Source organism: Archangium violaceum (genome assembly GCF_016887565.1).
GTDB lineage: Bacteria > Myxococcota > Myxococcia > Myxococcales > Myxococcaceae > Archangium > Archangium violaceum_B.
On the sequence record NZ_CP069396.1, the window covers coordinates 8,053,580 to 8,074,803 of the forward strand.

Genomic DNA, 21,224 nt, shown 5'->3' on the forward strand with positions numbered 1-21,224 from the left:
AAAGGGCAAAGCCGGCGCACCCCTTCCGGGCACGCCGGCCTGCTCATCCGGTCAGGAAGCGTCGGGAATTTCCCGAAACCCGGCGCCTACCTGAAAACAACAAATTACTTGACGTCGACCTTGGCGCCAGCCGCGGTGAGCTGGTCCTTGATCTTCTTGGCGTCGTCCTTGTTGACGCCCTCCTTGACGGTCTTGGGAGCGCCCTCGACCAGGTCCTTGGCCTCCTTCAGGCCCAGGCCGGTGATCGCGCGGATCTCCTTGATGACGTTGATCTTGTTGGCGCCGGCGTCGGCCAGAACCACGGTGAACTCCGTCTTCTCCTCGACCGGGGCGGCGGCGGCGCCACCAGCGGCGGGGCCAGCGGCCACGGCAACGGCGGCGGCGGACACGCCCCACTTGTTCTCGAGCTGCTTCACGAGCTCGGCGGCCTCCATCACCGTCAGGGTGGAGAGCTGGTCAACAATCGCGTTCAGATCAGCAGGCATTTCGATGTCCTTCGTTTTCTAACGGCCCACTTCCATGAAGGAAGCAAGGGGCCAGAGGTTTGCGGTGGGAATGCTTCTCGGTTCGGTTACTTGGGCTGCTTGTCCACGTTCGCCTGGAGCACGCGGGCCAGCTGGGAGCCGGGGGCCGCGATGGTGCGAACGAGCTTGCCGGCAGGCTGGTTGAGCATGCCCAGCAGCTGGGCGCGGAGCTCGGGCAGACCGGGCATCTTCGCCAGGGCCTTGACACCCTCGACGTCGACGCGACGGCCCTGCACGGACGCGCTGCGGACCTTGATGGACTCGAGATCCTTGATGAAGTCCGTGAGGATCTTCGCCGGGGCCACGACATCGTCGTAGCTGATGGCGATGGCCACGGGACCCACGAAGTCCTCGGCGATGACCTCCACCGGGGTACCCTTCGCGGCGCGCTTGGCCAGCGTGTTCTTCAGGACCTTGTAGTCCACCTTGCCGTCGCGGAACTTCTTGCGCAGCTTGGTGACCGTCTCCACGTTCAGCTTGGAGAACTCAGCGACGATCGCGGTCTGAGCCCGCGAAAACTTCTCGTTGAGTTCCTTGATCAGTTCTTCCTTCTCGCTCTTGATCACTTGGTTTCACCTCCCTTACGACACCCACCCGAAGGCGGGCTGGATTACCTGGGCCACGCAAGTGGCAGAGCGAGTAAGGAGCCCCGAGAGGCACCACACCGCACCTCCAGTCTCGGCAGGGCGACCTTTCGAGTCGTTTGAACCCTGGGGAGTGCCCGTGTCTCCGACCGGTTGTCCGGTTGCCAACGGAGGGCACGAGTCCTACCCGGGGTCCCTGCTGTCTGGGACCAGGGATGTTGAAGCGCCCGGTCTCATCGACATGGCGCCTCAATTGCAAAAGCCGGGGCGCTATACCCGCGGCTTCGCGAAAGGTCCAGCGAATTTCGACAACCGGCGTCAAAAAAACGACGGGGCGGGCCTCGTACCGTGAGGCTGCCCGCCCCGTCATGAACCGACGACTCCCCTGCCCTACTCCTGACTACCGGTGGCGGGCGAGGATTTCGGTGGTGTCGATCTTGATGCCCGGGCTCATGGTGGCGGAGATGGCCACGCCCTTGAGGTAGACGCCCTTGGCGGTGGCCGGCTTGAGCTTCATCACCAGGTCCACCAGGGTGTTGAAGTTCTCCTGGAGCTTCTCCGGGGTGAAGGAGGCCTTGCCGAGCTTGGCGTGGATGATGCCGGCCTTCTCGGCGCGGAACTCGACCTTACCGCCCTTGGCATCGCGGACGGCCTTGGCGACGTCCATGGTCACCGTGCCGACCTTCGGGTTGGGCATGAGGCCGCGGGGACCGAGCACCTTACCGAGCCGGCCGACCACGCCCATCATGTCCGGGGTGGCGATGACGGTGTCGAACTCGAGGAAGCCGCCCTCGATGCGCTTGGCCAGCTCGTCGCCGCCGACCACGTCGGCACCGGCGGTCTCGGCCTCGGTGGCGCGCTCGCCCTTGGCGAACACGGCCACGCGCACCGTGGCACCCGTACCGTGGGGAAGAACCACGGCGCCACGGACCATCTGGTCCGCGTGCTTCGGGTCCACGCCCAGGTTGAGCGCGACCTCGACGGTCTGATCGAACTTCGTGGCGCGCAGGCCCGTGGTCTCCTTCAGGAGCTGGAAGCCATCGGCGACGCTGTAACGCTTGTTGCGGTCCACCTTGGCAACGGCGGCGCGGAACTTCTTACCGGTCTGAGGCATGTTGAAAATCCTCTTTTAGAAGGGGTGGGGAGGTGGAGGAATCAGACGACGTCGATGCCCATGGAGCGCGCGGTGCCAGCGATGGTGCGCTTGCAGGCGTCCAGCGATCCGGCCGTCGTGTCCTCGAGCTTCTTCTTGGCGATCTCCTCGAGCTGCTTCTGAGTGATCTGCCCCACCTTCTCCTTGCCCGGCTTCTTGGCGCCCGAGCCCTTCTTCTTCTCGGTGTGCAGGCCCGCCGCCTTCTTGATGAGGACGGCCGCGGGGGGCGTCTTCAGGATGAAGGTGAAGGAGCGATCCTGATACACGGTGATGATCACCGGGATGATCAGACCCTCCTTGGCCTCCGCCTGGGTCTTGGCGTTGAACTGCTTGCAGAACTCCATGATGTTCACGCCCTGCTGACCGAGCGCGGGGCCGATCGGAGGAGCGGGGTTCGCCTTACCGGCGGGAATCTGCAGCTTGACCTGTCCAGTGACCTTCTTCATCGGCTGACGACTGCCTTTCGAGACGGTGGTTCCTACGGGCCACTTGACGGGCGGCCCTCCCACCCTGGGACTCCCCGATCCTCACGGACCGGGGAAGACTGCTAGCCGGTGGTCTTCTCCACCTGCATGAAATCGAGCTCCACCGGAGTGGCGCGGCCGAAGATGCTCACGAGCACCTTCACGCGACCCTTCTCCGCGTTGACCTCCTCGACCGTGCCATTGAAGTTGGCGAACGGCCCGTCGATCACACGGACGGTATCTCCGTCGGAGAACTGCACCTTGGGCTTGGGCTTGAGCGTGCCCTCGGAGATCTGCGAGGTGAGCCGGGCCACCTCCTTGTCCGAGATAGGCGTGGGCTGCTCGTTCTGGGCCGCACCGGGGAAACCGGTGATCTTCGGCGTGTTCTTCACCAGGTGCCAGGAGCGGTCATTGAGCTCCATCTGCACGAAGATGTAGCCCGGAAAGAACTTGCGCCGGGACGTCTTCTTCTCGCCCTTCACCATCTCGACGACCTGTTCCATGGGAATCAGGATTTCGCCGAACAGGTCCTGCAACCCCTCGAGACGGATCCGCTCCTCCAGGCTCTTCTTCGCCTGGTTCTCGAAGTTCGAGTAGGTGTGGACCACGTACCATTTCATCGCCATTACAGCTTCCCCCAGATGGCGGGTATCCACTCAACCATAAGGTTGTAGGCGAGGGTGTCGATGAAGAAGAGGAGAACGGCCGCCACGACCGACGCGACGATGACCGCCATGGTCGACGCCTTGGTCTCCGCCCAGGAGGGCCAGGTGACCTTCATCAGCTCCGAGGCAACCTCGAGCGAGAGGCCATGGGTCTTGGGGTGCAGGTAGGCGCCCACGGCGAGGCCCGCGGCGAGCAGGAAGCCCACCAGCGTGGAGACCTGCCAGTCGACGCCCTCGATGACGGTGGGGTCGCTCCAGCCGGCACGCCCCCAGATGAGGCCACAGACGTGCTCGAGGAAGAGCGCGAAGATGAGACCCGCGATGAGGTAGAAGATGACCACCAGCCGCTTCGGGTCCATGCCCGAACGGTTGGCCTGCTGGCTGGCTTCGGATGCCGCTGCCATGATACCTCGCTGACTGAGTACTAGCTGATCCCGGAAAACACAGGGACCCCCGGTACGTGGGTACCGAGGGTCCCTGCAACTCAACGACTGGCAGGCCAGGAGGGATTCGAACCCCCAACACGCGGATTTGGAGACCGCTGCTCTACCGTTGGAGCTACTGGCCTAGAGAACACCCGACCACAACAACCGAACTAGACCTTACCTTCCTTATGGACGGTATGCTTCCGGTCGCGGGGGCAGAACTTGCTCAGCTCGAGCTTGTCCTGGCTCTTCCGCTTGTTCTTGGTCGTGTAGTAGTTCCGCTCCTTGCACACCGTGCACTCGAGCGAAATGATGCTGCGGTTACCCTTGGGCATGACTTGAACTCGATAGGCACGAGGGGAAAGCTGCTTATCACAGCTCCCCCCTCGGGGTTAACCACCTGATGGGGCAGGCCCGAGGGCCCGCCAGCCAACTAGGCGATGATCTCGGCCACGACGCCGGCGCCCACGGTGCGGCCGCCCTCGCGGACGGCGAAGCGGAGCTCCTTCTCCATGGCCACGGGGGTGATCAGCTCCACCTCGATGGCGATGTTGTCGCCCGGCATCACCATTTCGACGTTCTCGGGCAGCTTCACCGTGCCCGTCACGTCCGTGGTGCGGAAGTAGAACTGCGGCCGGTAGCCCTTGAAGAACGGGGTGTGACGACCACCCTCTTCCTTCGTGAGCACGTAGATCTGCGCCTTGAACTTGGTGTGCGGGGTGATGGAGCCCGGCTTGGCGAGCACCTGACCACGCTCCAGGTCCTCACGCTTCAGACCACGGAGCAGCGCGCCGATGTTGTCGCCCGCCATGCCCTCGTCCAGCAGCTTGCGGAACATCTCCACGCCCGTGACGACCGTCTTCTGCGTGGGGCGGATACCGACGATCTCGATCTCCTCGCCCACCTTCACCCGGCCGCGCTCCACGCGGCCGGTGGCCACCGTTCCACGGCCGGCGATGGAGAACACGTCCTCCACCGGCATCAGGAAGGGCTTGTCCGTGGCGCGCTGCGGGGTCGGGATGTAGGAGTCCACCGCCTCCATCAGCTTCAGGATGGCCTGCTCGCCGATCTCCGAGGTGTCACCCTCGAGCGCCTTGAGAGCGCTGCCGGGGACGATGGGGATGGTGTCGCCGGGGAAGTCGTACTTCTTGAGCAGGTCGCGGACTTCCATCTCCACGAGCTCACGCAGCTCGGGGTCGTCCAGCATGTCGACCTTGTTCAGGAAGACCACGATGTAGGGCACGCCCACCTGGCGGGCGAGCAGGATGTGCTCGCGCGTCTGGGGCATCGGGCCGTCGGCGGCCGAGACCACGAGGATGGCGCCGTCCATCTGCGCCGCGCCCGTGATCATGTTCTTCACGTAGTCGGCGTGGCCCGGACAGTCGACGTGCGCGTAGTGACGGTTCTTCGTCTGGTACTCCACGTGCGCCGTGGAGATGGTGATGCCGCGCTCGCGCTCCTCGGGGGCCTTGTCGATCTGGTCGTACGCGAGGAACGTCGCGCCGCCCGTCTTCGCCAGCACCTTGGTGATGGCCGCCGTCAGAGAGGTCTTGCCGTGGTCAACGTGGCCGATGGTGCCGATGTTGACGTGCGGCTTAGTTCTTTCGAACTTTTCCTTGGACATAACGCTCCTCGAAAAAATGGAGCCCCGAACCAGGATTGAACTGGTGACCTCATCCTTACCAAGGATGCGCTCTGCCAACTGAGCTATCGGGGCTTGTATCTGCGACTACAACAACTGGAGCGGGAAATGGGACTCGAACCCACGACATTCAGCTTGGAAGGCTGACGCTCTACCAACTGAGCTATTCCCGCGATGCCGATGGAGGGGGTTGGATTCGAACCAACGAAGGCGTAGAGCCGGCAGATTTACAGTCTGCTCCCTTTGGCCACTTGGGTACCCCTCCGTGACGCTCACATCAACTACATCAAGACCGCTCTTTCTTCCTACTGCTTTTTTGCCCCGGGCCCTCATCCGCGGCCCCGTGCTTGGCCGGCGGCGGGACTTGAACCCGCGACCTACTGATTACAAATCAGTTGCTCTACCGACTGAGCTACACCGGCGTCCATCACTCCGGCTGCGTCCCCCGACCCGCCCTTCCCACCGCCGGGACCGCCTACCGCCCGTCCCGTCGAGGCGCGCCCTTTTAGAAGTCCCCGCCGTCCAAGTCAAGGAGTTTGATCCGGACGGTTCATCTTCCAGCACCGGGACGCGACGTCCCCCGCTGCCGGGCGGCCTCGTATAGCAGAATCGCCGCCGAAACGGACGCATTCAGGGAACCCACCTGACCGAGCATCGGAATCCTGAGCCGGAAGTCGCAGTGCTCGAGCACCCCCTGGCGCACGCCTGCTCCCTCGGCCCCCACCACCACCGCCAACGGGCCGTCCAGCCGGGCGTTCCACATGGGCTCGTTCGAGTGGGGGTCCGCCGCGGCGATCCACACCCCGGCCTCCTTCAGCTCCTCCAGCGTCCGGGACAGGTTGACCACCCGCGCGATGGGGCAGTGCTCCACCGCTCCCGCCGAGGCCTTGGCCACCACGCCCGTCACCGGCACCGCCCGGTCCTTCGCGATGACCACTCCGTGCGCCCCCAGCGCGTGCGCCGAGCGCACGATGGCCCCGAAGTTGTGCGGATCCTGGATGCCGTCCAGGACCACCAACAGGGCAGGCCGCCCGCTCGCCTCGGCCGCGTCCAGCAGGTCCTGCACATCCGCGTACTCGAAGCCACGCAGCTCGGCCACCACGCCCTGGTGCACTCCACCGTCCGCCAGCACCGCCAGGCGCTCCCGGGGCACCCGATCCACCCGGATGCCCGCGTCCCTCGCGCGGCTGAAGATCTCCGCCGCCGCCTTCGCCGAGAGCTGCCCCTCGGTGATGAGCAGGCGCTCCACCCGCTCCGCGTGCGCCCGCAGTGACTCGAGCACCGGGTTCACCCCGTACACGTAGCGCTGCTCGCCGCGCTCACGGTCTCCCCCGCGCTCACGGTCTCCTCCCCGCTCCCCACGCTCACTGCCCCTGGACGAACGCTGGCGTGCCACGGACTAGAGGACCTCGACAGGAATGGAGAACGTCTTCTGCTGCCGGGCGCAGAGCGACTCCGTGCAGATGAAGAAGGTGAGCTTCGCGTCCACCGTGCCCTTGCCCGCCGCCGATGCCTTGAACGGCACCTCGAACCGCGGATCCACGAACTGCTGCCCCGCGGCCTTCTTCGCCACCGAGTCCGTCAGCGCCAGCTTCTCCTTGGCGGGCGTGAGCTGCGTGCCCTTGAGCTCCAGCTTCAGCGGCGCCTCGTCGGACACATGGGCCCCCTGCTTGCTCTTGATGGACAGCACGAACACGCCCTGCTCTCCGGCCTTCACCTGGGTGGACGTGCCTTCCGTGCTCACCTCATAGAGGGTCGTCGGATCCACCTGCCCCTCGGCATGAGCCTGGGCGCAAGCAAGGGCCACCACCGCGGCGGCCAGCGAGGTGATGCGTCGGACGTGCAGCATGGTTCTTCCTCCTTCGTCGGTCGGGTCCACCCTATAACCGACACCCCGATGCCCGGGGGCTCTTTCTGCTCACGCACCGCCCGACGAGGCCTTGGAGGCACGCTTCCGCCGGGGCGGCACCGTCGGCTCCGGTTCCGCCTCCGGCAGCCCCACCCTCGGGCCCCCGGCGCCCAGTTCCTCGGCGCGCTGGATGATGATGCTGGCCAGGTCCAACCCCGTGGCCTTCTCCATCTCCGGAAGGGCCGGCGAGCTGTTGACCTCGAATACCTTGGGGTGCCCCTCCTCCACGTCGAGCAGGTCCACCGCCGCCACCTCCAGCCCCACCAGCCTAGCCGTCTTCTCCGCCGCCAGCCGGTGGGCCTCCGTGAGCTGGAGGCCCTCCAGCCGCGCTCCCCGGTTCAGCGTGTAGGACAGTCGGCCAATCCTCGGCCGGCGCCGCACCGCCGCCACCGCCCTCCCTCCCACCACCAGCACCCGCACGTCCTTCCCTGTGTTCTCCACGTACTGCTGGACGACCAGGTTGTGCCCCAGTCCGAGAATGGCCTCGAGCGCCGCCTCCAACGACTGGAGGCTCTCGCACACCATCACCCCGTGCTTCTCCTGGCCCTGCAGCAGCTTCACCAGCACCGGCACGCCCCCCACCAGCCCCACCATGGCCTTCAGGTCCCCCGCATCGCGCGCCATCACCGTCGCCGGGATGTGGATGCCATGCGCCGACAACAGCTGCAGCGAGCGCATCTTGTTGCGCGACTCGGCGATCGCCCGCGCCGTGTTCACCAGCGGAATCCCGCACATGGCGAACTGGTTCACCACCGCCAGGCCATAGTTGCTGATCGACTGCGCGATGCGCGGGATGACCACGTCGCACGGCGACAGCTTGCGGCGCCGGTAGTAGAGGTTGGCGCTCTTCCCATCCAGGTGCATCTCCACCCGGACCGGGTTGAGCACTCGCACCTGGTGCCCTCTCGCGCGTCCAGCCTCGACAAGACGTCTGGTGGACGAAATGGAAGCGGAGCGCGAGAGGATGGTGATCTTCATGGGCGGCGGGAGCCGGAGACATAGCCCCGACCCCTCACCGCGTAAAGCCGCCCCTGGGGGCTACCGCTTCCGGACGGCTCGCACTTCGATGTTCGCCGGGTTGGCCGGCGTGGACTCCCCGAGGCGCGCGCACACGGAGCCCGTGAAGCGGATGGTATCGCCCGACATGGTCCAGGTGTCCGGACCCTGATCCACACGCTCGCCGTTCAGGTACACCACCACCAGATCATCGGTGCTCGGAAGCTCCTCGGGATCGAAGGTCAGCAGGCATGGATCCGATCCGATCTTCTTGGTGATCTCCTTCAGCGCATTCACCAGCTCGGTCCTGTTGGCCGCCTGATAGAAGCCGCGGGTGCACACCCCCGCGGCCTTGTCGCACGTGTCGCCCGTGCCACAGTCCAGGTCCACCTTGCACGTGCGCGCGAAGCCACCTGCCCTGGCCATGGCGTTGAGGGTCGCCGCGCCCTGGCGCCCCGACTCATTGCCGGAGTTGAAGTCCGCGCCGAAGCCGATGACGATGGTCTGGATGTTCTTGGCGCGCAGCTTCTCCACCGCCACCACCGAGGCGTCCTTGTCGAGGCAGCCGTCCTCCGGAGCGTACTCGCAGCCACCTTCCAGCGTGCAGAAGCACGCGGAGTTCGGGTACGGCTTCGGGAACTGAGCGTTGCAGTTGGGCAGTCCGTCCGTCAGCACCACCACGAAGTCGGACCGTTCCTCCGTCTGCAGCTCCGGAAGCTTGCCCACGTACTCGAGGCTCAGGCCCGTGGGCGTACCACCCACCGGCACCCGGTCGTTCGACGCCGTCCTATAGGTCTTGATGCTCTGGATCTCCGCCAACACACTCTTGGCATTGGCATCGAGCGTGACATCGTCTTCCTTGTCCGCGGTGGGCAGCGGAATCGCCACCGAGCCCGTGGAGCCGCAGTAGTCATCCGACGGGTAGGTGGTGAGGCCGATGCGGGCAATCGTCCCGCTAGTGCCCAGGAAGTCTCCCATCGCCTTCTGCAGCGCGCTCCAGCGCGTGTCGCAGCCGCTCGAGATGGGGCACTGGAACGTGTCGTCGCCGCAGACCACGTTGTTCCTCTTGCAGGCCGCGAGGCTCGGGTCCGCCGGCGCCGTCATCGAGCCGGACGTGTCCACCAGCAGCATCAGGTTCGGCTTGCGCTCACGCGCCTCTATCCGCCGCGTCTCCGTCGTCTGGGTGATGGCCAGCGGCTCCACCGGTTCGAAGTCATAGGTCTGGCATCCCGTGGCAAGCACTCCACCCAGGGTGCCCAACACCAGGGCGCTCAGAAGATTCAGCTTGGCGCGCATAGATTGAAGTCGCTCCTCGATCATCAGGCGCGGGACATGCCCGCGCTCACAGGGAACCGGCCCCGAAAACGCGCCGAGGATACCCTCTCGTACGCACTCTCGGCCAGCCTCCACCCCAGGCCTACCTAAAGGGCAAGGGTGCGTGCACCCTCCGTCATTCTCCACAACGACGCCAGCCCCATCACATCCACCCCTGGCGGCGCGGGCCTTGGCGGCGCTCCCAATCCCTTCAACCCAACACCACCACGATTCAACAATCCACTCTCAATGAAAGCGACTCGCGGTTCTCAACGAAAGCACCCCGGGTGCATCCCATCCGCCCTGGTCTCCGGCCTATAACCTGGGCCCGTCGAACGTCCGTCCGAGGGAGCTTCTCCATGTCCTCCTCCCCTCCGCCCGCCTCCGATCGCGCCCCCCTGCCCTCCCGCGGGTGGTCCGCCCACCTCGTCCGGGCGAGCGCTCTCGCCTCCCTCCTCCTGATCAGCCCCGCCCCCTTCGGACAGGCCTCCGCCGCCAGGATGCCCCCCTCCTCCCCCAGCACGCCCAAGGCCCCCGCGTCGTTGCACCAGGAGATCCTCCGCCTGCTGGAGAGCCCCGAGTCCCTCCCGCGCGAGGCCGATTGGGCTCCCCTTGGCCCCGAGGCCCTCACCGAGCTCTCCGGGCTCGCCGGCAACCCCGACGCCCCCGAGCCCCAACGCACCCGCGCCGTCGCCGCCATGGCCGTCGTCTCCCACCCCGAGGCCTCCCAGCGGCTTCAGCAGCTCTTGCGCAGTTCCGAGGCTCCCCCCTCCCTTCGCGCCGCCGCTACCGTCGCCCTGGGCCGCCGCGCGGGTCTCGAGGCCGTTCCCCTCCTGATGCCCCTCCTGGAGGATCGGAGTGAGCAGGTGCGCGCCACCGCCGCCCAGGCCCTCGGACGCATGGGCGGCGCCGAGGCTCGCAAGGTTTTGGAGGAACGGTTGCCTGTCGAGGAGAGCCTGGAGGTTCGCGAGGCCATCCAGCGCGGGTTGAGCTACATTGAGCCGTAGGTGGGCTCGCAGCGCGCAACTCGCGGCGCTCGCTACCCTCACCCCCGACCCCTCTCCCGGAGGGAGAGGGAGGAGAGTGAGGCTCGCATCGGGACCGGCCTTCCATTACATGGGGGCCATGCGCCCCACCGTCCTCCTCTTCGATATCGATGGCACCCTCGTCACCACCGGCGGCGCCGGCCGTCGCTCCATGAATCTCGCCTTCCAGAAGCTTCATGGCCGCATCGATGCCTGTGACTCCTTCAGCATGTCCGGCATGACCGACCGCGCCATCGTCCGCAAGGCGCTCGATAACATCGGCGTCCACCCCTCCCCCGACGCCATCTCCGCCGTCATCGACTCCTACCTCCAGTTCCTCGCCCAGGAGGTCCCCCTCGTCGATGACCGCGACTACCGCCTCCACCCCGGCATGCGCGAGGCCGTCGAGACCGCCCTCTCCCGCAAGGGCTTCGCCGTCGGCCTCGGCACCGGCAACGTGCGCGAGGGCGCTCGCATCAAGCTCGAGCGCGTCCGCATCCACGACCGCTTCTCCTTCGGTGGTTTCGGCTGCGACCACGAGGACCGCGTCGAGCTCATCCGCCATGGCGCCCGCAGCGGTGCCTCCCTGCTCGGTGCCCCCCTCGAGGAGTGTCGCGTCGTCGTCATCGGTGACACCCCCAAGGATGTCGCCGCCGCCAAGGGGATTGGCGCCACCTGCATCGGTGTCGGCACCGGCAGCTTCACCCCCGAGGCGTTGATCGCCTCCGGCGCTGAGTACGCCTTCCCTGACTTCACCGCCCGCGAAGCGCTCGCCGCCCTGCTCGACGGGCGTTGAGCCGGGTTCGCTCTTCGGGCTCCCCTCCGCCCCGGGTGTGGTATCTCCCGCCGTCCCGCCCGGGACCCGAGGAGGCCCTCCCCATGTCGCTGTCCACCCTGGAAGCCTACGATCTCGTCCGTTTCGCCGAGGCCTTCGACTCGCGCCTCGCCGCCGCCGACGAGCTGCTCGCGGGCCGCTCGGGCCTGGAGCGCGAGAAGGAGTGGTTGGCCACCGCCATCCAGATCCTCCGCACCGAGCGCGCCCCCGCTGCCTCCATCCTCGAGAAGGTCCGCGATCTGCCCGAGCTCGAGGAGGTCCGCGAGGAGTTCGCCTACACCCTCCAGAACCTCTGGGTCGACTCCCTCGAGAAGCTCCACGCCGGCATCACCTTCTGCGCCAGCAGCCGCGCCCCCGTCATCGAGGCCCTCTTCCCCCACCTCAAGTTCCCCCAGCTCCGCCGAGCCTCCCGCGACGCCATCCAGGAGTTCGTCTCCGGCTACGAGCGCCGCCTCAAGTCCTCCTACGTCTCCCGCATCCTCGCCCGCGACGACTTCTCCTTCGTCCGCCCCGTCCTCGACCAGGTCGCCGCCGCCTTCTCCCAGTGGCAGTCCAGCTTCGTCCCCGTCCAGCTCCCCCACGAGCAGGCCGCTCCCCTCCGCGCCGAGCTCATCGCCCTCGGCAAGCGGTTGGATCTCGCCCTCCGTCAGGCCCGCTGTCTCGCCGAGGCCGCCCTCGCCCCCGTCCCGGATGCCTTCGAGAACTCGGGCCTCGCCGCCAAGCCTCGCAAGCGCGCCGGCCGCGGGCTGCCCTTCCTCGACTCGCCCGAGGTCAGTGACGCCGAGCTCGCCGCCGCCGAGGCCCTCGCCCCCGAGCCAGGGCCCCTTGAGACCGACTCCGTCGAGCCCAGTGCCGCCGAGCTGGCCGAGCTCGCCGCGCTCTCCGGGGCCGCTCCCGCCGACGCGCTGGCTTCCACCGAGCCCATGAGCGAGGCCTCGCTCGCGGCCCCCGAGGCCCAGCCCGCTCCCGAGCAGCCTCCCGCCCCCCCGGCCGCCGAGCCTCCTCCCGCCGAGGCCGCCGCTCCGGAGCCCTCTCCCACCCCCGAGACGAAGTCCGCCCCCAAGGCGGCCGCCAAGCGAGGACGCAAGAAGGGCGATTCCAAGTCCACGTCCTCGGAGTCGGCCTGAAAGCGAGGCCCTCCGGCCTCCGTTAAGAGGATTCGGCCATGGCCGACGTCGCCCTCCCCATCGACCCGCTCCTGCCCGAGATCGTCTCCACCCTGCGTGGCGCGAAGTCGCTCGTGCTGGAAGCCCCTCCCGGCGCCGGCAAAACGACCCGAGTGCCCCGTGCCCTGCTCGAAGCCGGCCTCGGCCAGGGCAAGGAGATCGTCGTCCTCCAGCCCCGCCGCCTCCCCACCCGGCTCGCCGCCCAGCGCGTCTCCGAGGAGATCGGCGAGCGCGTGGGCGAGACCGTCGGCTACCAGGTCCGCTTCGAGGACGTCCGCGGCCCCAAGACCCGCCTCTCCTTCGTTACCGAGGGCGTTCTCGGCCGCCGCCTCCTCTCCGACCCCACCCTGCGCGACGTGGGCGTGGTCGTGCTCGACGAGTTCCACGAGCGCCACCTCTCCGCCGACATCTCGCTCGCCCTCCTGCGCCGCCTCCAGCAGGGACCCCGGCCCGACCTGAAGCTCGTGGTCATGTCCGCCACGCTCGAGGCCGCCCCCATCAGCGCCTACCTCGACGGCTGCCCCACCCTGCGCTCCGAGGGCCGCCGCTTCGACGTCAGCCTCGAGTACCTCCCCACCGCCGATGACCGCTACCTGGATGCCCAGGTGCTCTCCGCCATCAAGCGGCTCCATTCCAACGGCCTCGACGGTGACGTGCTCGTCTTCCTCCCCGGCGCCGGAGAGATCCGCCGCGCCAGGGACACCTGCGCCGAGTTCGCCGAGCGCCATGGCATCGACCTGCTCCCCCTCCACGGCGACCTGCCCCCCGCCGAGCAGGATCGCGCCGTGCGCCGCGGCTCGCGCCGGAAGATCATCCTCTCCACCAACGTCGCGGAGACCTCCGTCACCATCGACGGTGTCGCCGCCGTCATCGACAGCGGCCTCGCCCGCGTGGCCTCGCACTCGCCCTGGTCCGGGCTGCCCATCCTCAAGCTCGCCAAGGTGAGCCGGGCCTCCGCCACCCAGCGCGCCGGCCGCGCTGGCCGCACCCGCTCCGGTCACTGTCTCCGCCTCTACACCCAGCACGACTTCGACGGCCGCCCCGAGCAGGACGCCCCCGAAATCCGCCGCATGGACCTGGCCGAGACCGTGCTCTCCCTGCGCGCCTCCGGCATCAAGGACCTGGTCTCCTTCCCCTTCTTCGAGCCGCCTCCGCCCGCCTCGCTCGAGGCCGCGGAGACCCTGCTGCGCCGCCTGGGCGCCGTGGACTCCCAGGGCTCCGTCACGGACATCGGCCAGCGGCTTCTGCGCTTCCCCCTCCACCCGCGCCAGGCCCGCATCATCGTCGAGGGTGAGCGGCGCGGCGTCGGCGCGGACTCGGCCCTCCTCGCCGCCCTCGTCGGTGAGCGCGACATCCGCCGCGAGGCGCGCACCAACCTCTCCGGCCCCGGCCGGGCCGCCAACGTCGTCGCCGGTCCCTCGGACCTGCTGGAGCTGCTCGAGCGCTTCCGCGAGGCCGAGCGCTCCAACTTCTCCTCCGGCCGCGTGCAGTCGCTCTCCCTGGAACAGGGAGCGGTGCAGGCCGTGGACCGGGTCCAGAAACAGCTCCGGCGCGCCGTGCGCGAACAGGGCAAGCGGCCCTCTCGCCCCGAAGAGGTGGAACAGGCGCTCATGCTCAGCGTGCTCGCCGGCTACCCGGACCGCGTGGCCCGGCGCCGCAAGGCCCGCTCCCCCGAGCTGCTCCTCTTCGGCGGCGGCACCGCCCAGCTCTCCGAGGTCAGCGTCGTCCAGGAGCCCGAGCTCATGGTCGCCGTCGACGTCGAGGAGCGCCCCGGCCGCGGCGTCATCGTCCGCCTCGCCAGCTCCGTCGAGCCCGAGTGGCTCCTCGACCTGTACCCCGATGCCCTCGAGGAGGTGGACACCCTCCAGTGGAACCCCGACGCCAGGCGCGTCGAGCGCATCACCCGCCTGGCCTACGGCAACCTCGTCCTCGAGGAGACCCGCACCCCCGCCCCTCCCTCCGAGGCGGCCGCGCGCGTCCTCGTCGAGCAGGCCCTCGCCGCCGGCCCCGGCCGCTTCGCCGACCCCGAGGCCCTCCTGCAGTGGCGCACCCGCGTCGCGCTGCTCGCCCAGGCCTTCCCCGAGGCCGGGTTTCCCACCGTGGACGATTCGTTCATGCGCGATGCGCTCGCGTCCCTGTGCGCCGGTGCCCGGAGCTTCGCGGACCTCGACGGCGTGTCCCTCCTGGACGCCCTCCAGTCACGGCTCTCCTCCGATCAGGCCCGGCTCCTCGCCAACCACACCCCCGAGAAGGTCTCCCTCCCCGGTGGGCGTACCGCGAAGGTTCATTACGAGCCCGGGAAACCCCCTTGGGTCGAGTCCCGTTTGCAGGACTTCTTTGGTATGGCCCAGGGCCCCAGTGTGTGCGCCGGCAGGGTGCCCCTCGTGCTCCACCTGCTCGCCCCCAACATGCGCGCCGTCCAGGTCACCACCGACCTCGCCGGCTTCTGGGAGCGCCACTACCCGTCCATCCGCAAGGAGCTGTGCCGCAAGTATCCCAAGCACAGCTGGCCCGAGGATCCTCGTCATGCGCAGACCCCCGCCGAGCGTGGACGGCGGATTTAGACGGATGAACGGGAAGGAATGGGTAACCCTCACCCCAGCCCTCTCCCAGAGGGAGAGGGGGCGGACACGGGATCGACCTGGGAGGCGAGGTACCCTCACCCCGTCCCTCTCCCGAAGGGAGAGGGGTTGTTGGGGGACCTCGGGGGCTACAGCTTCTTGCGCATCTCCAGGTGGTCGATGCCCGCTTCCTTGAAGACCTCGCCCAACGGCTCGTAGCCCTGCTTCTTGTAGAACTCAAGCGCGTATAGCTGCGAGTGCAGCATGATGCCGTGCACCCCACGCCTCCGCGCCTCGTCCTCCAGCGCCGTCAGCAGCAGTGAACCCACTCGCGCCTTGCGGTGCGCCTGGAGCACCGCCATGCGCCCAATCTGCGCCCACGTCCCGCGCTCTCCTGGTGGCGGCTCGGGCAGCATCACCAGACGTCCCGTCCCGATGGCGTGCCCTCCCTGGAACGCCATTACATGGTACGCCTTCGCATCCTCGGCATCTCGCTCGATGCCTTCGGGGACGTGCTGCTCCTCGATGAACACCACCTCGCGGATGGCGAGCGCCTGAAACAACTCCGCCTCGCTCTTGATCTGAGCGATGGTCACAGGCTGGGGATTCTCCGGGGTCGACATGGCTCGGGCAAGGTACACAAAAGCTGGCGGGTCAAACAGACCAAAAGGCACCCCCTCGTTTTAAGCGCTCCCCCGACACGATGCCCCCTATCCAAGCCGCCGGACGGCTCCCGATCATCGGCTTCTACGTCCTCTACTTCAGCGTCACCGGCATCGTCCTGCCCTTCCTCCCCGCCTACCTCAAGTCCCTCGCACTCTCCGTCACCCAGGTAGGACTCCTCCTGTGCCTCAGCCCCTTGCTGGCCCTGGGAGCTCCTCACTTCTGGGCCCATCTCGCCGATCGCACCGGCCGCCCCAACCGCGTCCTCACCGTGCTCGCCATCGGCATGTGCGCGGGCTTCAGCCCCCTGCTCTTCGTCGACCGCTTCCCCACCCTCGTCCTCACCTTCGCGGCCTACGCCTTCTTCGCCTCCTCCATCACTCCCCTGGTGGACAGCCTCGCCCTCCAGCACGTCGCCCGCACCGGGGGCTCCTATGCCCACCTGCGCCTCTTCGGCTCCCTCGGGTTCGTGCTCTCCTCCACCCTCTTCGGCCTCCTCGTGGACTCCGTGGGCCGCGCCACCGTCCTCGTTCCCCTCGCACTCCTGGCCACGCTCGCCCTCTGGAGCCTCACCCTCCAAGAGCCGGGAGTCCCCACCCAGAGCACCCTCCACCCCCTCTCCGGTCTCAGGCTCCTGGCCGACCGCGACCTGCGCTGGCTCCTCGCCGCCTCCGCCCTCCATTGGATCGCCTGCGCGCCCTACCACGGCACCTTCTCCATCTTCGTCGGCTCGCTCGGGCTGCGTCCCTCGGTGGTGGGCCTGTCCGCCGGCCTCGGAGTCGCCGCCGAGCTGGGCGTGATGCTCCTCTACCCCCGCGTCGCCGAGCGCATCTCACCCCGCCACCTGCTGGCCCTCGCCTTCGTCGTGAGCGCCCTGCGCTGGGCGGGCCTCTCCCAGGCCACCTCGGCTCCCGTCATCGCCGCCCTCTCCTCCCTCCATGGCATGACCTTCGGCGCCTTCTACGTGTCCGCCATCGCCTTCGTGGCCCGCCGCGTCCCTCCCCACCTGCGCTCCTCCGGCCAGGGCCTCTTCGCCGCCGTCACCTTCGGGGTCGGAGGCCTGGTGGGCTATGCCTCCGCCGGGGCCGGCTACGACTGGCTCGGGGGCCACCGCCTCTTCGCCGTCGCCAGCGTCCTCGAGCTGGCCTCCACCGCGCTCGTTCTCCGCATCACTCCCCAGGAGTCCGTCCGCCCGGCGTGATAGCCTACGGCGCGATGCGATCCGCCCTCCTCGCACTCGTCCTCTGTCTCTTCTCCCTCCCCGCCGCCGCCCAGCCCGAGGTCTTCTTCGGCGCTGGCAACGACGTGCCCAACATCAAGGAGGAGGACTTCGACCGCCGCTTCCTCAAGACGGGCCTGTACAAGGCCCTCGCGCAGGGAACCAACGACCCGGGCTGTGTCCAGCTCCTCGGGGGGTTGCTGACCCTGCTCGGGGAGACGGCCCCCGTGCTCCACAAGCGTGACGAGAACTTCTACCTGGACCCCATGCTCGTCCAGGCGCTCAACACGCAGCTGAGCACTCAGCGCTTCCAGGGCAGCGCCTACATGGTGGCCATGGTCCGGCGCGTGCTGATCGACCACAAGCTGCCACCCGCGTGGATGCAGACCGCGTCCACCCTCGGGCCCGTGGTGGGCACCATCGACGTGGGCAAGCTGCGCTTCCTCTCCGAGGGGCTGCAGCCCATCGACAGCTTCTTCCTCACCCTCCCGGCCCTGCGCGAGCGCTATGAGATCGAGGTCCGCCGCGCCAACGCCACCGCCGCCAGCTCGGCCGAGAAGCAGTTCCGGGAGAACTACCTCGATCGGCAGGTGGCCTTCGGCAACATCGAGCTGCTCGACGTGCGCATCGAGAAGCCGAAGAAGAAGCCCAAGAAGCGCAAGGGCGAGCCCGCCGAGGAGGAGGAGCCGCCCACCGCCGTGGCCCGCATGGTGTGGTACCCGCCGGATCCCAACGCCGGGCAGCTCAACATCTACGGCACGCCCACCAAGCCGCCCATGGTCAACATCACCGCGCGGCTCGCCCAGCAGCAGTACCTGGACCTGAGCCGCATTCCCAAGGGCGCCCGGCTGATGGTGCGCGGGCGCTTCTGGGCCTTCAAGAAGGCGGTGGACGACGTGGAGATCCGCGACGCCCTCATCTTCCAGGACCGCGACTGGTCCCAGGGCGCCGTCCTGGCGGACCCCAACGTCGTGGCCCGGTGTCCCTTCGCCACCAACGATCTCATGGGCTCCTCCCCCGTTCAGCCGGGCGCCTTCGGCCAGCCGAGCCGCTAGATCGCTCCGCTCCGTCTCACCTCGGAGCCGCCCGTCCACCGCCGGAGAGTCCTCGTCCCTGGCTCTCCGGCGTGAGCCTCCTGGCATGGGCCGTGCTCCTCCCCTCGGGTCCCACCCCGCTCCCCGAGGCTCCATGAAGATCGACAATCGTGACAAGGCGGCGCCGACCCGGTCCGCGCCGGACAAGGGGCGTTTCCAGGAAGCACTGAAGAAGGCCCACCCGGAGGCGGCGAAGACGCCACTCCGAGGAGGACAGGTCGCCCGTGCGCCCGTGACACCCGCGCGTGGAGCCACCGGAACCCTGGCCACTACCGGGCTGGCCCGGACACCGCCCCGAGGGGCCTACGCCAGCAGCGAGCACCTCGGACAGGTGCGGCAAGGCATGAGCGCCGAGGCCTACCGGCTCCGGGACGTGCGCGGCGAGGCCCACCAGACACACCAGGAGCGGGCACAGCAGCGCGTGACGGAGCTCCTCGTCCGGGAGCTGGCCCGAGAGCCGCGCGCGGATCCGGTGACGCCCCACTCCGCCCCTGTCTCTCGGGGCCCCGAGAGCGCCTCACCCACGCCCCAGGTGGAGGGGGTCTCCGCCACGGAGGCACGTCTGGGGGGCGCGGGAGGACCTGGCGCGGCGAGCGTGGACGCACCGACTCCCGAGGCCCGTGCCCAGGCGGCCCTGGAGCTCATCGAGAAGATCGAGGTCTTCGTGAAGTCGCGGCGGCCCGCCCTGGCGATGCACCTGGGCGGAGCGCTGAACGCCACGGTGGAGGTGGAGCGCACGGGCGCTCGCGAGGTGGCCCTGCGCATCCAGGGACGGCGTGGCCCCCTGCCCCAAGAGGAGCTGGCCCGGATCCGCGAGGCCCTGGCCGCACGGGGGCTGAAGCTCAGTGCCTTCCTCACCACGTGAGAGAGACTCCGGGCAGGACAAAGGCCCTCACGCCTCTCGGCGGAGGGCCTCGGGCACGACCCTCACCCTGCCCCTCTCCCAGAGGGAGAGGGAATCCAGCGGAGAGTCCAGCTGCTCACTTGCCGGGCTTGGGCTCCAGCATGCTGCGCTTGCCCTTCTTGTCCTTGAACGCCTCGGCGTCGGGCAGCGAGGCCTTCTTCTCCGCGATGTTCGGCCACTGGGTGGCGAACTGCGCGTTCAGCGCCTTGTACTCGGCGTACTCGGAGGGCAGGTCCGACTCGGGGAAGATCGCCTTCGTCGGGCAGACCGGCTCACACGCGCCACAGTCGATGCACTCGTCGGGGTGGATGACCAGGAAGTTGGACCCCTCGTAGAAGCAATTGACCGGGCAGACCTCGACACAGTCGGTGTACTTGCACTTGATGCAAGGCTCGGTGACCACGTACGCCATTGTGAAATTCTCCTCTTGGGCTGAGTCCGTGCGCGCGCACACTAATGGGTTGTAACGGGGGTGGCACTCCCAAATTGAGCACCTACCCCCGCCTACTCACCCCAGGAGCCCTTGGGCACGCATCAGTTCGGCTACCAGGATGGCTCCCTTGGCCGCTCCCATCTTCGTGTTGTGGGAGACGAGCATGTACTTGAAGCCGTTCTCCAGCACGGCGTCCTCGCGCACCCGGCCCACCGTGGTGGCCATGCCCCCGTGGGTGTCCCGATCCAGGCGCGGCTGCGGGCGGAAGGGCTCATCCAGCACCTCGATCCACCGCGGCGGCGCGGACGGCAGATTCCGCGACAGCTCGGCGCCCCGCCACTCGCGCATCGCCGCCACCACCTCCTGCACGGAGGCCTTGCGGGCGAGCGACACGAAGACGGACTCGGTGTGGCCCTCCATCACCGCCACGCGCGTGCAGGTGCAGGACACCCGGACGTCGTGCGGCGAGATGGCGGCGCCCCCGGCATCCAGCACGCCGAGGATCTTCTTCGTCTCCACCTGGACCTTCTCCTCCTCCTTGGGGATGTAGGGGATGACGTTGTCCAGGATGTCCAGGCCGATGACGCCCGGCGAGCGGCCCGCGCCGGACATGGCCTGCATCGAGGTCATCAGCACCGACTTGATGCCGAAGCGCTCGTGCAGCGGGGCCAGCGTGATGGCCAGGCCCGTGGTGGTGCAGTTGGGGATGGGGACGATGAAGCCCTTCCAGCCGCGGCGCTTCTGCTGCTCGCGCACCAGCGGGGAGTGGGCGGCGTTCACCGGAGGGATGAGCAGCGGCACGTCCGCCTCGTAGCGGAAGGCGCTGGCCGCGGAGAACACGGGGATGTCCCGGGCCAGCCGCGGCTCCATGTCCTTGGCCACGTCCGACTCCACCGCCGAGAAGGCGATGTCGTAGTCCTTGGCCTGCACCTCCTCACCGCTCACCACTTTCATCTTCGCGATCGACTCCGGGAGCGCCTCGGGGACGAACCAGGCGGTCATCCCGTTGGCGGTGCGGAGCGCCTCGACGTAGGCTTTGCCTGCGGAGCGCGGCGAGGCCGCCAGCCCGGTGAGCTCGATGTAGGGGTGATCCTTCAGCGCGGCGATGAACTGCTGACCGGCGAGTCCGGTGGCTCCGATGAGGACGGCACGAAGCTTGGCCATGGTGTCTGACTCCCTCTCCTAGGGGTCGCGGGGGGTGTGCTGCGGCGCGTCTTTACACCCTTTGGCGCCGGACTTCACGCACGCAGGAGCGGGAACCCGCCCGCTTCAGCACATGCCCACCGAGGCCCCCACTTCATGGCTCTCGGTTGGCAAGCCGGTGGTGATCCATGCCTGGAGGCCGCCCTCCAGGCAGATGGCGTTGCGCCCTCGTAACTGGAGCAGGCGGCAGGCCCGGCGCGCGTCGGAACCATCCTCGGCGCACCCACACACGACGATGAGCTCGTCATCGGGGAGCACCTCCGCCTCCCGGAGGAGTTCCTCGAAGGGCATCCACAGGGCGCCAGGGATGTGCAGTCCGTAACGGACCCAGTCATCGGGATCACGACAGTCGAGGACGAGCACCTCTTCGTCCCCGAGCCGCACGTAGAGCTCGGTACAGGGCATACGGGGATCCAGCACCCGGGACCTCCTGCTGCGGTGTCTT

General features: G+C 68.1%; 23 protein-coding genes and 5 tRNA genes. 7 read left to right on the top strand and 21 right to left on the bottom strand.

The window, feature by feature from the left end; translation table 11 throughout:
- Nucleotides 1-104: 104 nt before the first annotated feature.
- The 17 genes from rplL to cglB all read right to left on the bottom strand — a co-directional run bounded on the left by rplL (nt 105) and on the right by cglB (nt 9,658).
- The gene (rplL, locus tag JRI60_RS32025; RefSeq protein WP_204219737.1) at nt 105-485 is read right to left on the bottom strand and encodes a 50S ribosomal protein L7/L12; all 381 of its coding nucleotides are present in this window, start codon (nt 483-485) and stop codon (nt 105-107) included.
- Between the two features lie 86 nt (nt 486-571).
- Complete coding sequence (gene rplJ, locus JRI60_RS32030; protein WP_204219738.1) at nt 572-1,090, bottom strand: 50S ribosomal protein L10; 519 nt, start codon at nt 1,088-1,090, stop codon at nt 572-574.
- A gap of 418 nt (nt 1,091-1,508) precedes the next feature.
- Complete coding sequence (gene rplA / locus JRI60_RS32035; protein WP_204219739.1) at nt 1,509-2,222, bottom strand: 50S ribosomal protein L1; 714 nt, start codon at nt 2,220-2,222, stop codon at nt 1,509-1,511.
- A gap of 41 nt (nt 2,223-2,263) precedes the next feature.
- Nucleotides 2,264-2,707, bottom strand: a complete 444-nt coding sequence (gene rplK, locus JRI60_RS32040; RefSeq protein WP_204219740.1) for a 50S ribosomal protein L11 — start codon at nt 2,705-2,707, stop codon at nt 2,264-2,266.
- A 101-nt stretch (nt 2,708-2,808) separates the two neighbouring features.
- Nucleotides 2,809-3,351, bottom strand: a complete 543-nt coding sequence (nusG, locus tag JRI60_RS32045) for a transcription termination/antitermination protein NusG (protein ID WP_043392853.1) — start codon at nt 3,349-3,351, stop codon at nt 2,809-2,811.
- Nucleotides 3,351-3,794 (bottom strand): preprotein translocase subunit SecE, encoded by a 444-nt coding sequence (gene secE / locus JRI60_RS32050; RefSeq protein WP_204219741.1) that lies wholly within the window; start codon nt 3,792-3,794, stop codon nt 3,351-3,353. Before secE ends, nusG begins: the two co-directional genes overlap by 1 nt.
- 88 nt (nt 3,795-3,882) lie before the next feature.
- Nucleotides 3,883-3,958, bottom strand: a tRNA-Trp gene (locus tag JRI60_RS32055).
- Between the two features lie 27 nt (nt 3,959-3,985).
- Entirely contained in the window at nt 3,986-4,150 is a 165-nt protein-coding gene (gene rpmG, locus JRI60_RS32060) for a 50S ribosomal protein L33 (protein WP_108076707.1), read from the bottom strand.
- 98 nt (nt 4,151-4,248) lie between these two features.
- Nucleotides 4,249-5,439 (bottom strand): elongation factor Tu, encoded by a 1,191-nt coding sequence (gene tuf / locus JRI60_RS32065; protein WP_204219742.1) that lies wholly within the window; start codon nt 5,437-5,439, stop codon nt 4,249-4,251.
- A 17-nt stretch (nt 5,440-5,456) separates the two neighbouring features.
- Nucleotides 5,457-5,532 (bottom strand) — tRNA-Thr (locus JRI60_RS32070).
- Nucleotides 5,533-5,554: 22 nt separating this feature from the next.
- A tRNA-Gly gene (locus JRI60_RS32075) sits at nt 5,555-5,630 on the bottom strand.
- Nucleotides 5,631-5,638: 8 nt separating this feature from the next.
- Nucleotides 5,639-5,722, bottom strand: a tRNA-Tyr gene (locus tag JRI60_RS32080).
- Nucleotides 5,723-5,806: 84 nt separating this feature from the next.
- Nucleotides 5,807-5,879 (bottom strand) — tRNA-Thr (locus JRI60_RS32085).
- 128 nt (nt 5,880-6,007) lie between these two features.
- Nucleotides 6,008-6,853 carry a 23S rRNA (guanosine(2251)-2'-O)-methyltransferase RlmB gene (gene rlmB / locus JRI60_RS32090; RefSeq protein WP_204219743.1) on the bottom strand — a complete coding sequence of 282 codons (846 nt, stop codon included), beginning with the start codon at nt 6,851-6,853 and terminating at the stop codon, nt 6,008-6,010.
- 3 nt (nt 6,854-6,856) lie between these two features.
- Nucleotides 6,857-7,306, bottom strand: coding sequence for a hypothetical protein (locus JRI60_RS32095; protein ID WP_204219744.1), 450 nt, complete (start codon nt 7,304-7,306; stop codon nt 6,857-6,859).
- 69 nt (nt 7,307-7,375) lie between these two features.
- Entirely contained in the window at nt 7,376-8,344 is a 969-nt protein-coding gene (locus JRI60_RS32100) for an ATP-grasp domain-containing protein (protein ID WP_204219745.1), read from the bottom strand.
- Between the two features lie 60 nt (nt 8,345-8,404).
- Nucleotides 8,405-9,658: an adventurous gliding motility lipoprotein CglB gene (gene cglB / locus JRI60_RS32105; RefSeq protein WP_204219746.1), complete on the bottom strand. Its 1,254-nt coding sequence runs from the start codon at nt 9,656-9,658 to the stop codon at nt 8,405-8,407.
- Between the two features lie 377 nt (nt 9,659-10,035).
- On the opposite strand from cglB, the gene JRI60_RS32110 reads away from it, so the two are divergent.
- From JRI60_RS32110 to hrpB, 4 genes are all read left to right on the top strand, one after another.
- Nucleotides 10,036-10,683, top strand: a complete 648-nt coding sequence (locus tag JRI60_RS32110; protein ID WP_204219747.1) for a HEAT repeat domain-containing protein — start codon at nt 10,036-10,038, stop codon at nt 10,681-10,683.
- 109 nt (nt 10,684-10,792) lie between these two features.
- Nucleotides 10,793-11,497 (top strand): HAD family hydrolase, encoded by a 705-nt coding sequence (locus JRI60_RS32115; RefSeq protein ID WP_204229177.1) that lies wholly within the window; start codon nt 10,793-10,795, stop codon nt 11,495-11,497.
- Between the two features lie 83 nt (nt 11,498-11,580).
- The gene (locus tag JRI60_RS32120; RefSeq protein WP_204219748.1) at nt 11,581-12,663 is read left to right on the top strand and encodes a hypothetical protein; all 1,083 of its coding nucleotides are present in this window, start codon (nt 11,581-11,583) and stop codon (nt 12,661-12,663) included.
- 38 nt (nt 12,664-12,701) lie between these two features.
- Complete coding sequence (gene hrpB / locus JRI60_RS32125) at nt 12,702-15,266, top strand: ATP-dependent helicase HrpB (protein ID WP_204219749.1); 2,565 nt, start codon at nt 12,702-12,704, stop codon at nt 15,264-15,266.
- A gap of 146 nt (nt 15,267-15,412) precedes the next feature.
- Here hrpB and JRI60_RS32130 read toward each other — a convergent pair whose 3' ends face one another.
- Nucleotides 15,413-15,886 carry a GNAT family N-acetyltransferase gene (locus tag JRI60_RS32130; RefSeq protein ID WP_204219750.1) on the bottom strand — a complete coding sequence of 158 codons (474 nt, stop codon included), beginning with the start codon at nt 15,884-15,886 and terminating at the stop codon, nt 15,413-15,415.
- 80 nt (nt 15,887-15,966) lie between these two features.
- Here JRI60_RS32130 and JRI60_RS32135 point away from each other — a divergent pair, with 80 nt between their 5' ends.
- From JRI60_RS32135 to JRI60_RS32145, 3 genes are all read left to right on the top strand, one after another.
- Nucleotides 15,967-17,127, top strand: coding sequence for an MFS transporter (locus JRI60_RS32135; RefSeq protein WP_204219751.1), 1,161 nt, complete (start codon nt 15,967-15,969; stop codon nt 17,125-17,127).
- Nucleotides 17,128-17,141: 14 nt separating this feature from the next.
- Entirely contained in the window at nt 17,142-18,200 is a 1,059-nt protein-coding gene (locus JRI60_RS32140) for a hypothetical protein (RefSeq protein ID WP_204219752.1), read from the top strand.
- A gap of 133 nt (nt 18,201-18,333) precedes the next feature.
- The gene (locus JRI60_RS32145; protein ID WP_204219753.1) at nt 18,334-19,104 is read left to right on the top strand and encodes a hypothetical protein; all 771 of its coding nucleotides are present in this window, start codon (nt 18,334-18,336) and stop codon (nt 19,102-19,104) included.
- A 115-nt stretch (nt 19,105-19,219) separates the two neighbouring features.
- Here JRI60_RS32145 and fdxA read toward each other — a convergent pair whose 3' ends face one another.
- The 3 genes from fdxA to JRI60_RS32160 all read right to left on the bottom strand — a co-directional run bounded on the left by fdxA (nt 19,220) and on the right by JRI60_RS32160 (nt 21,199).
- Nucleotides 19,220-19,555, bottom strand: coding sequence for a ferredoxin FdxA (gene fdxA, locus JRI60_RS32150; protein ID WP_204219754.1), 336 nt, complete (start codon nt 19,553-19,555; stop codon nt 19,220-19,222).
- Between the two features lie 96 nt (nt 19,556-19,651).
- Nucleotides 19,652-20,740 (bottom strand): aspartate-semialdehyde dehydrogenase, encoded by a 1,089-nt coding sequence (gene asd / locus JRI60_RS32155; RefSeq protein ID WP_204219755.1) that lies wholly within the window; start codon nt 20,738-20,740, stop codon nt 19,652-19,654.
- A 105-nt stretch (nt 20,741-20,845) separates the two neighbouring features.
- Nucleotides 20,846-21,199, bottom strand: a complete 354-nt coding sequence (locus JRI60_RS32160) for a rhodanese-like domain-containing protein (protein ID WP_343213347.1) — start codon at nt 21,197-21,199, stop codon at nt 20,846-20,848.
- Between the last annotated feature and the right edge of the window lie 25 nt (nt 21,200-21,224).

Coding starts and splice junctions, on each gene's coding strand:
- rplL (WP_204219737.1), bottom strand. CDS start 485: ATGCCTGCTGATCTGAACGCGATTGTTGACCAGCTCTCCACCCTGACG.
- rplA (WP_204219739.1), bottom strand. CDS start 2,222: ATGCCTCAGACCGGTAAGAAGTTCCGCGCCGCCGTTGCCAAGGTGGAC.
- rplK (WP_204219740.1), bottom strand. CDS start 2,707: ATGAAGAAGGTCACTGGACAGGTCAAGCTGCAGATTCCCGCCGGTAAG.
- nusG (WP_043392853.1), bottom strand. CDS start 3,351: ATGGCGATGAAATGGTACGTGGTCCACACCTACTCGAACTTCGAGAAC.
- secE (WP_204219741.1), bottom strand. CDS start 3,794: ATGGCAGCGGCATCCGAAGCCAGCCAGCAGGCCAACCGTTCGGGCATG.
- rpmG (WP_108076707.1), bottom strand. CDS start 4,150: ATGCCCAAGGGTAACCGCAGCATCATTTCGCTCGAGTGCACGGTGTGC.
- tuf (WP_204219742.1), bottom strand. CDS start 5,439: ATGTCCAAGGAAAAGTTCGAAAGAACTAAGCCGCACGTCAACATCGGC.
- JRI60_RS32095 (WP_204219744.1), bottom strand. CDS start 7,306: ATGCTGCACGTCCGACGCATCACCTCGCTGGCCGCCGCGGTGGTGGCC.
- JRI60_RS32100 (WP_204219745.1), bottom strand. CDS start 8,344: ATGAAGATCACCATCCTCTCGCGCTCCGCTTCCATTTCGTCCACCAGA.
- cglB (WP_204219746.1), bottom strand. CDS start 9,658: ATGCGCGCCAAGCTGAATCTTCTGAGCGCCCTGGTGTTGGGCACCCTG.
- JRI60_RS32110 (WP_204219747.1), top strand. CDS start 10,036: ATGTCCTCCTCCCCTCCGCCCGCCTCCGATCGCGCCCCCCTGCCCTCC.
- JRI60_RS32115 (WP_204229177.1), top strand. CDS start 10,793: ATGGGGGCCATGCGCCCCACCGTCCTCCTCTTCGATATCGATGGCACC.
- JRI60_RS32120 (WP_204219748.1), top strand. CDS start 11,581: ATGTCGCTGTCCACCCTGGAAGCCTACGATCTCGTCCGTTTCGCCGAG.
- hrpB (WP_204219749.1), top strand. CDS start 12,702: ATGGCCGACGTCGCCCTCCCCATCGACCCGCTCCTGCCCGAGATCGTC.
- JRI60_RS32130 (WP_204219750.1), bottom strand. CDS start 15,886: ATGTCGACCCCGGAGAATCCCCAGCCTGTGACCATCGCTCAGATCAAG.
- JRI60_RS32135 (WP_204219751.1), top strand. CDS start 15,967: ATGCCCCCTATCCAAGCCGCCGGACGGCTCCCGATCATCGGCTTCTAC.
- JRI60_RS32140 (WP_204219752.1), top strand. CDS start 17,142: ATGCGATCCGCCCTCCTCGCACTCGTCCTCTGTCTCTTCTCCCTCCCC.
- JRI60_RS32145 (WP_204219753.1), top strand. CDS start 18,334: ATGAAGATCGACAATCGTGACAAGGCGGCGCCGACCCGGTCCGCGCCG.
- fdxA (WP_204219754.1), bottom strand. CDS start 19,555: ATGGCGTACGTGGTCACCGAGCCTTGCATCAAGTGCAAGTACACCGAC.
- asd (WP_204219755.1), bottom strand. CDS start 20,740: ATGGCCAAGCTTCGTGCCGTCCTCATCGGAGCCACCGGACTCGCCGGT.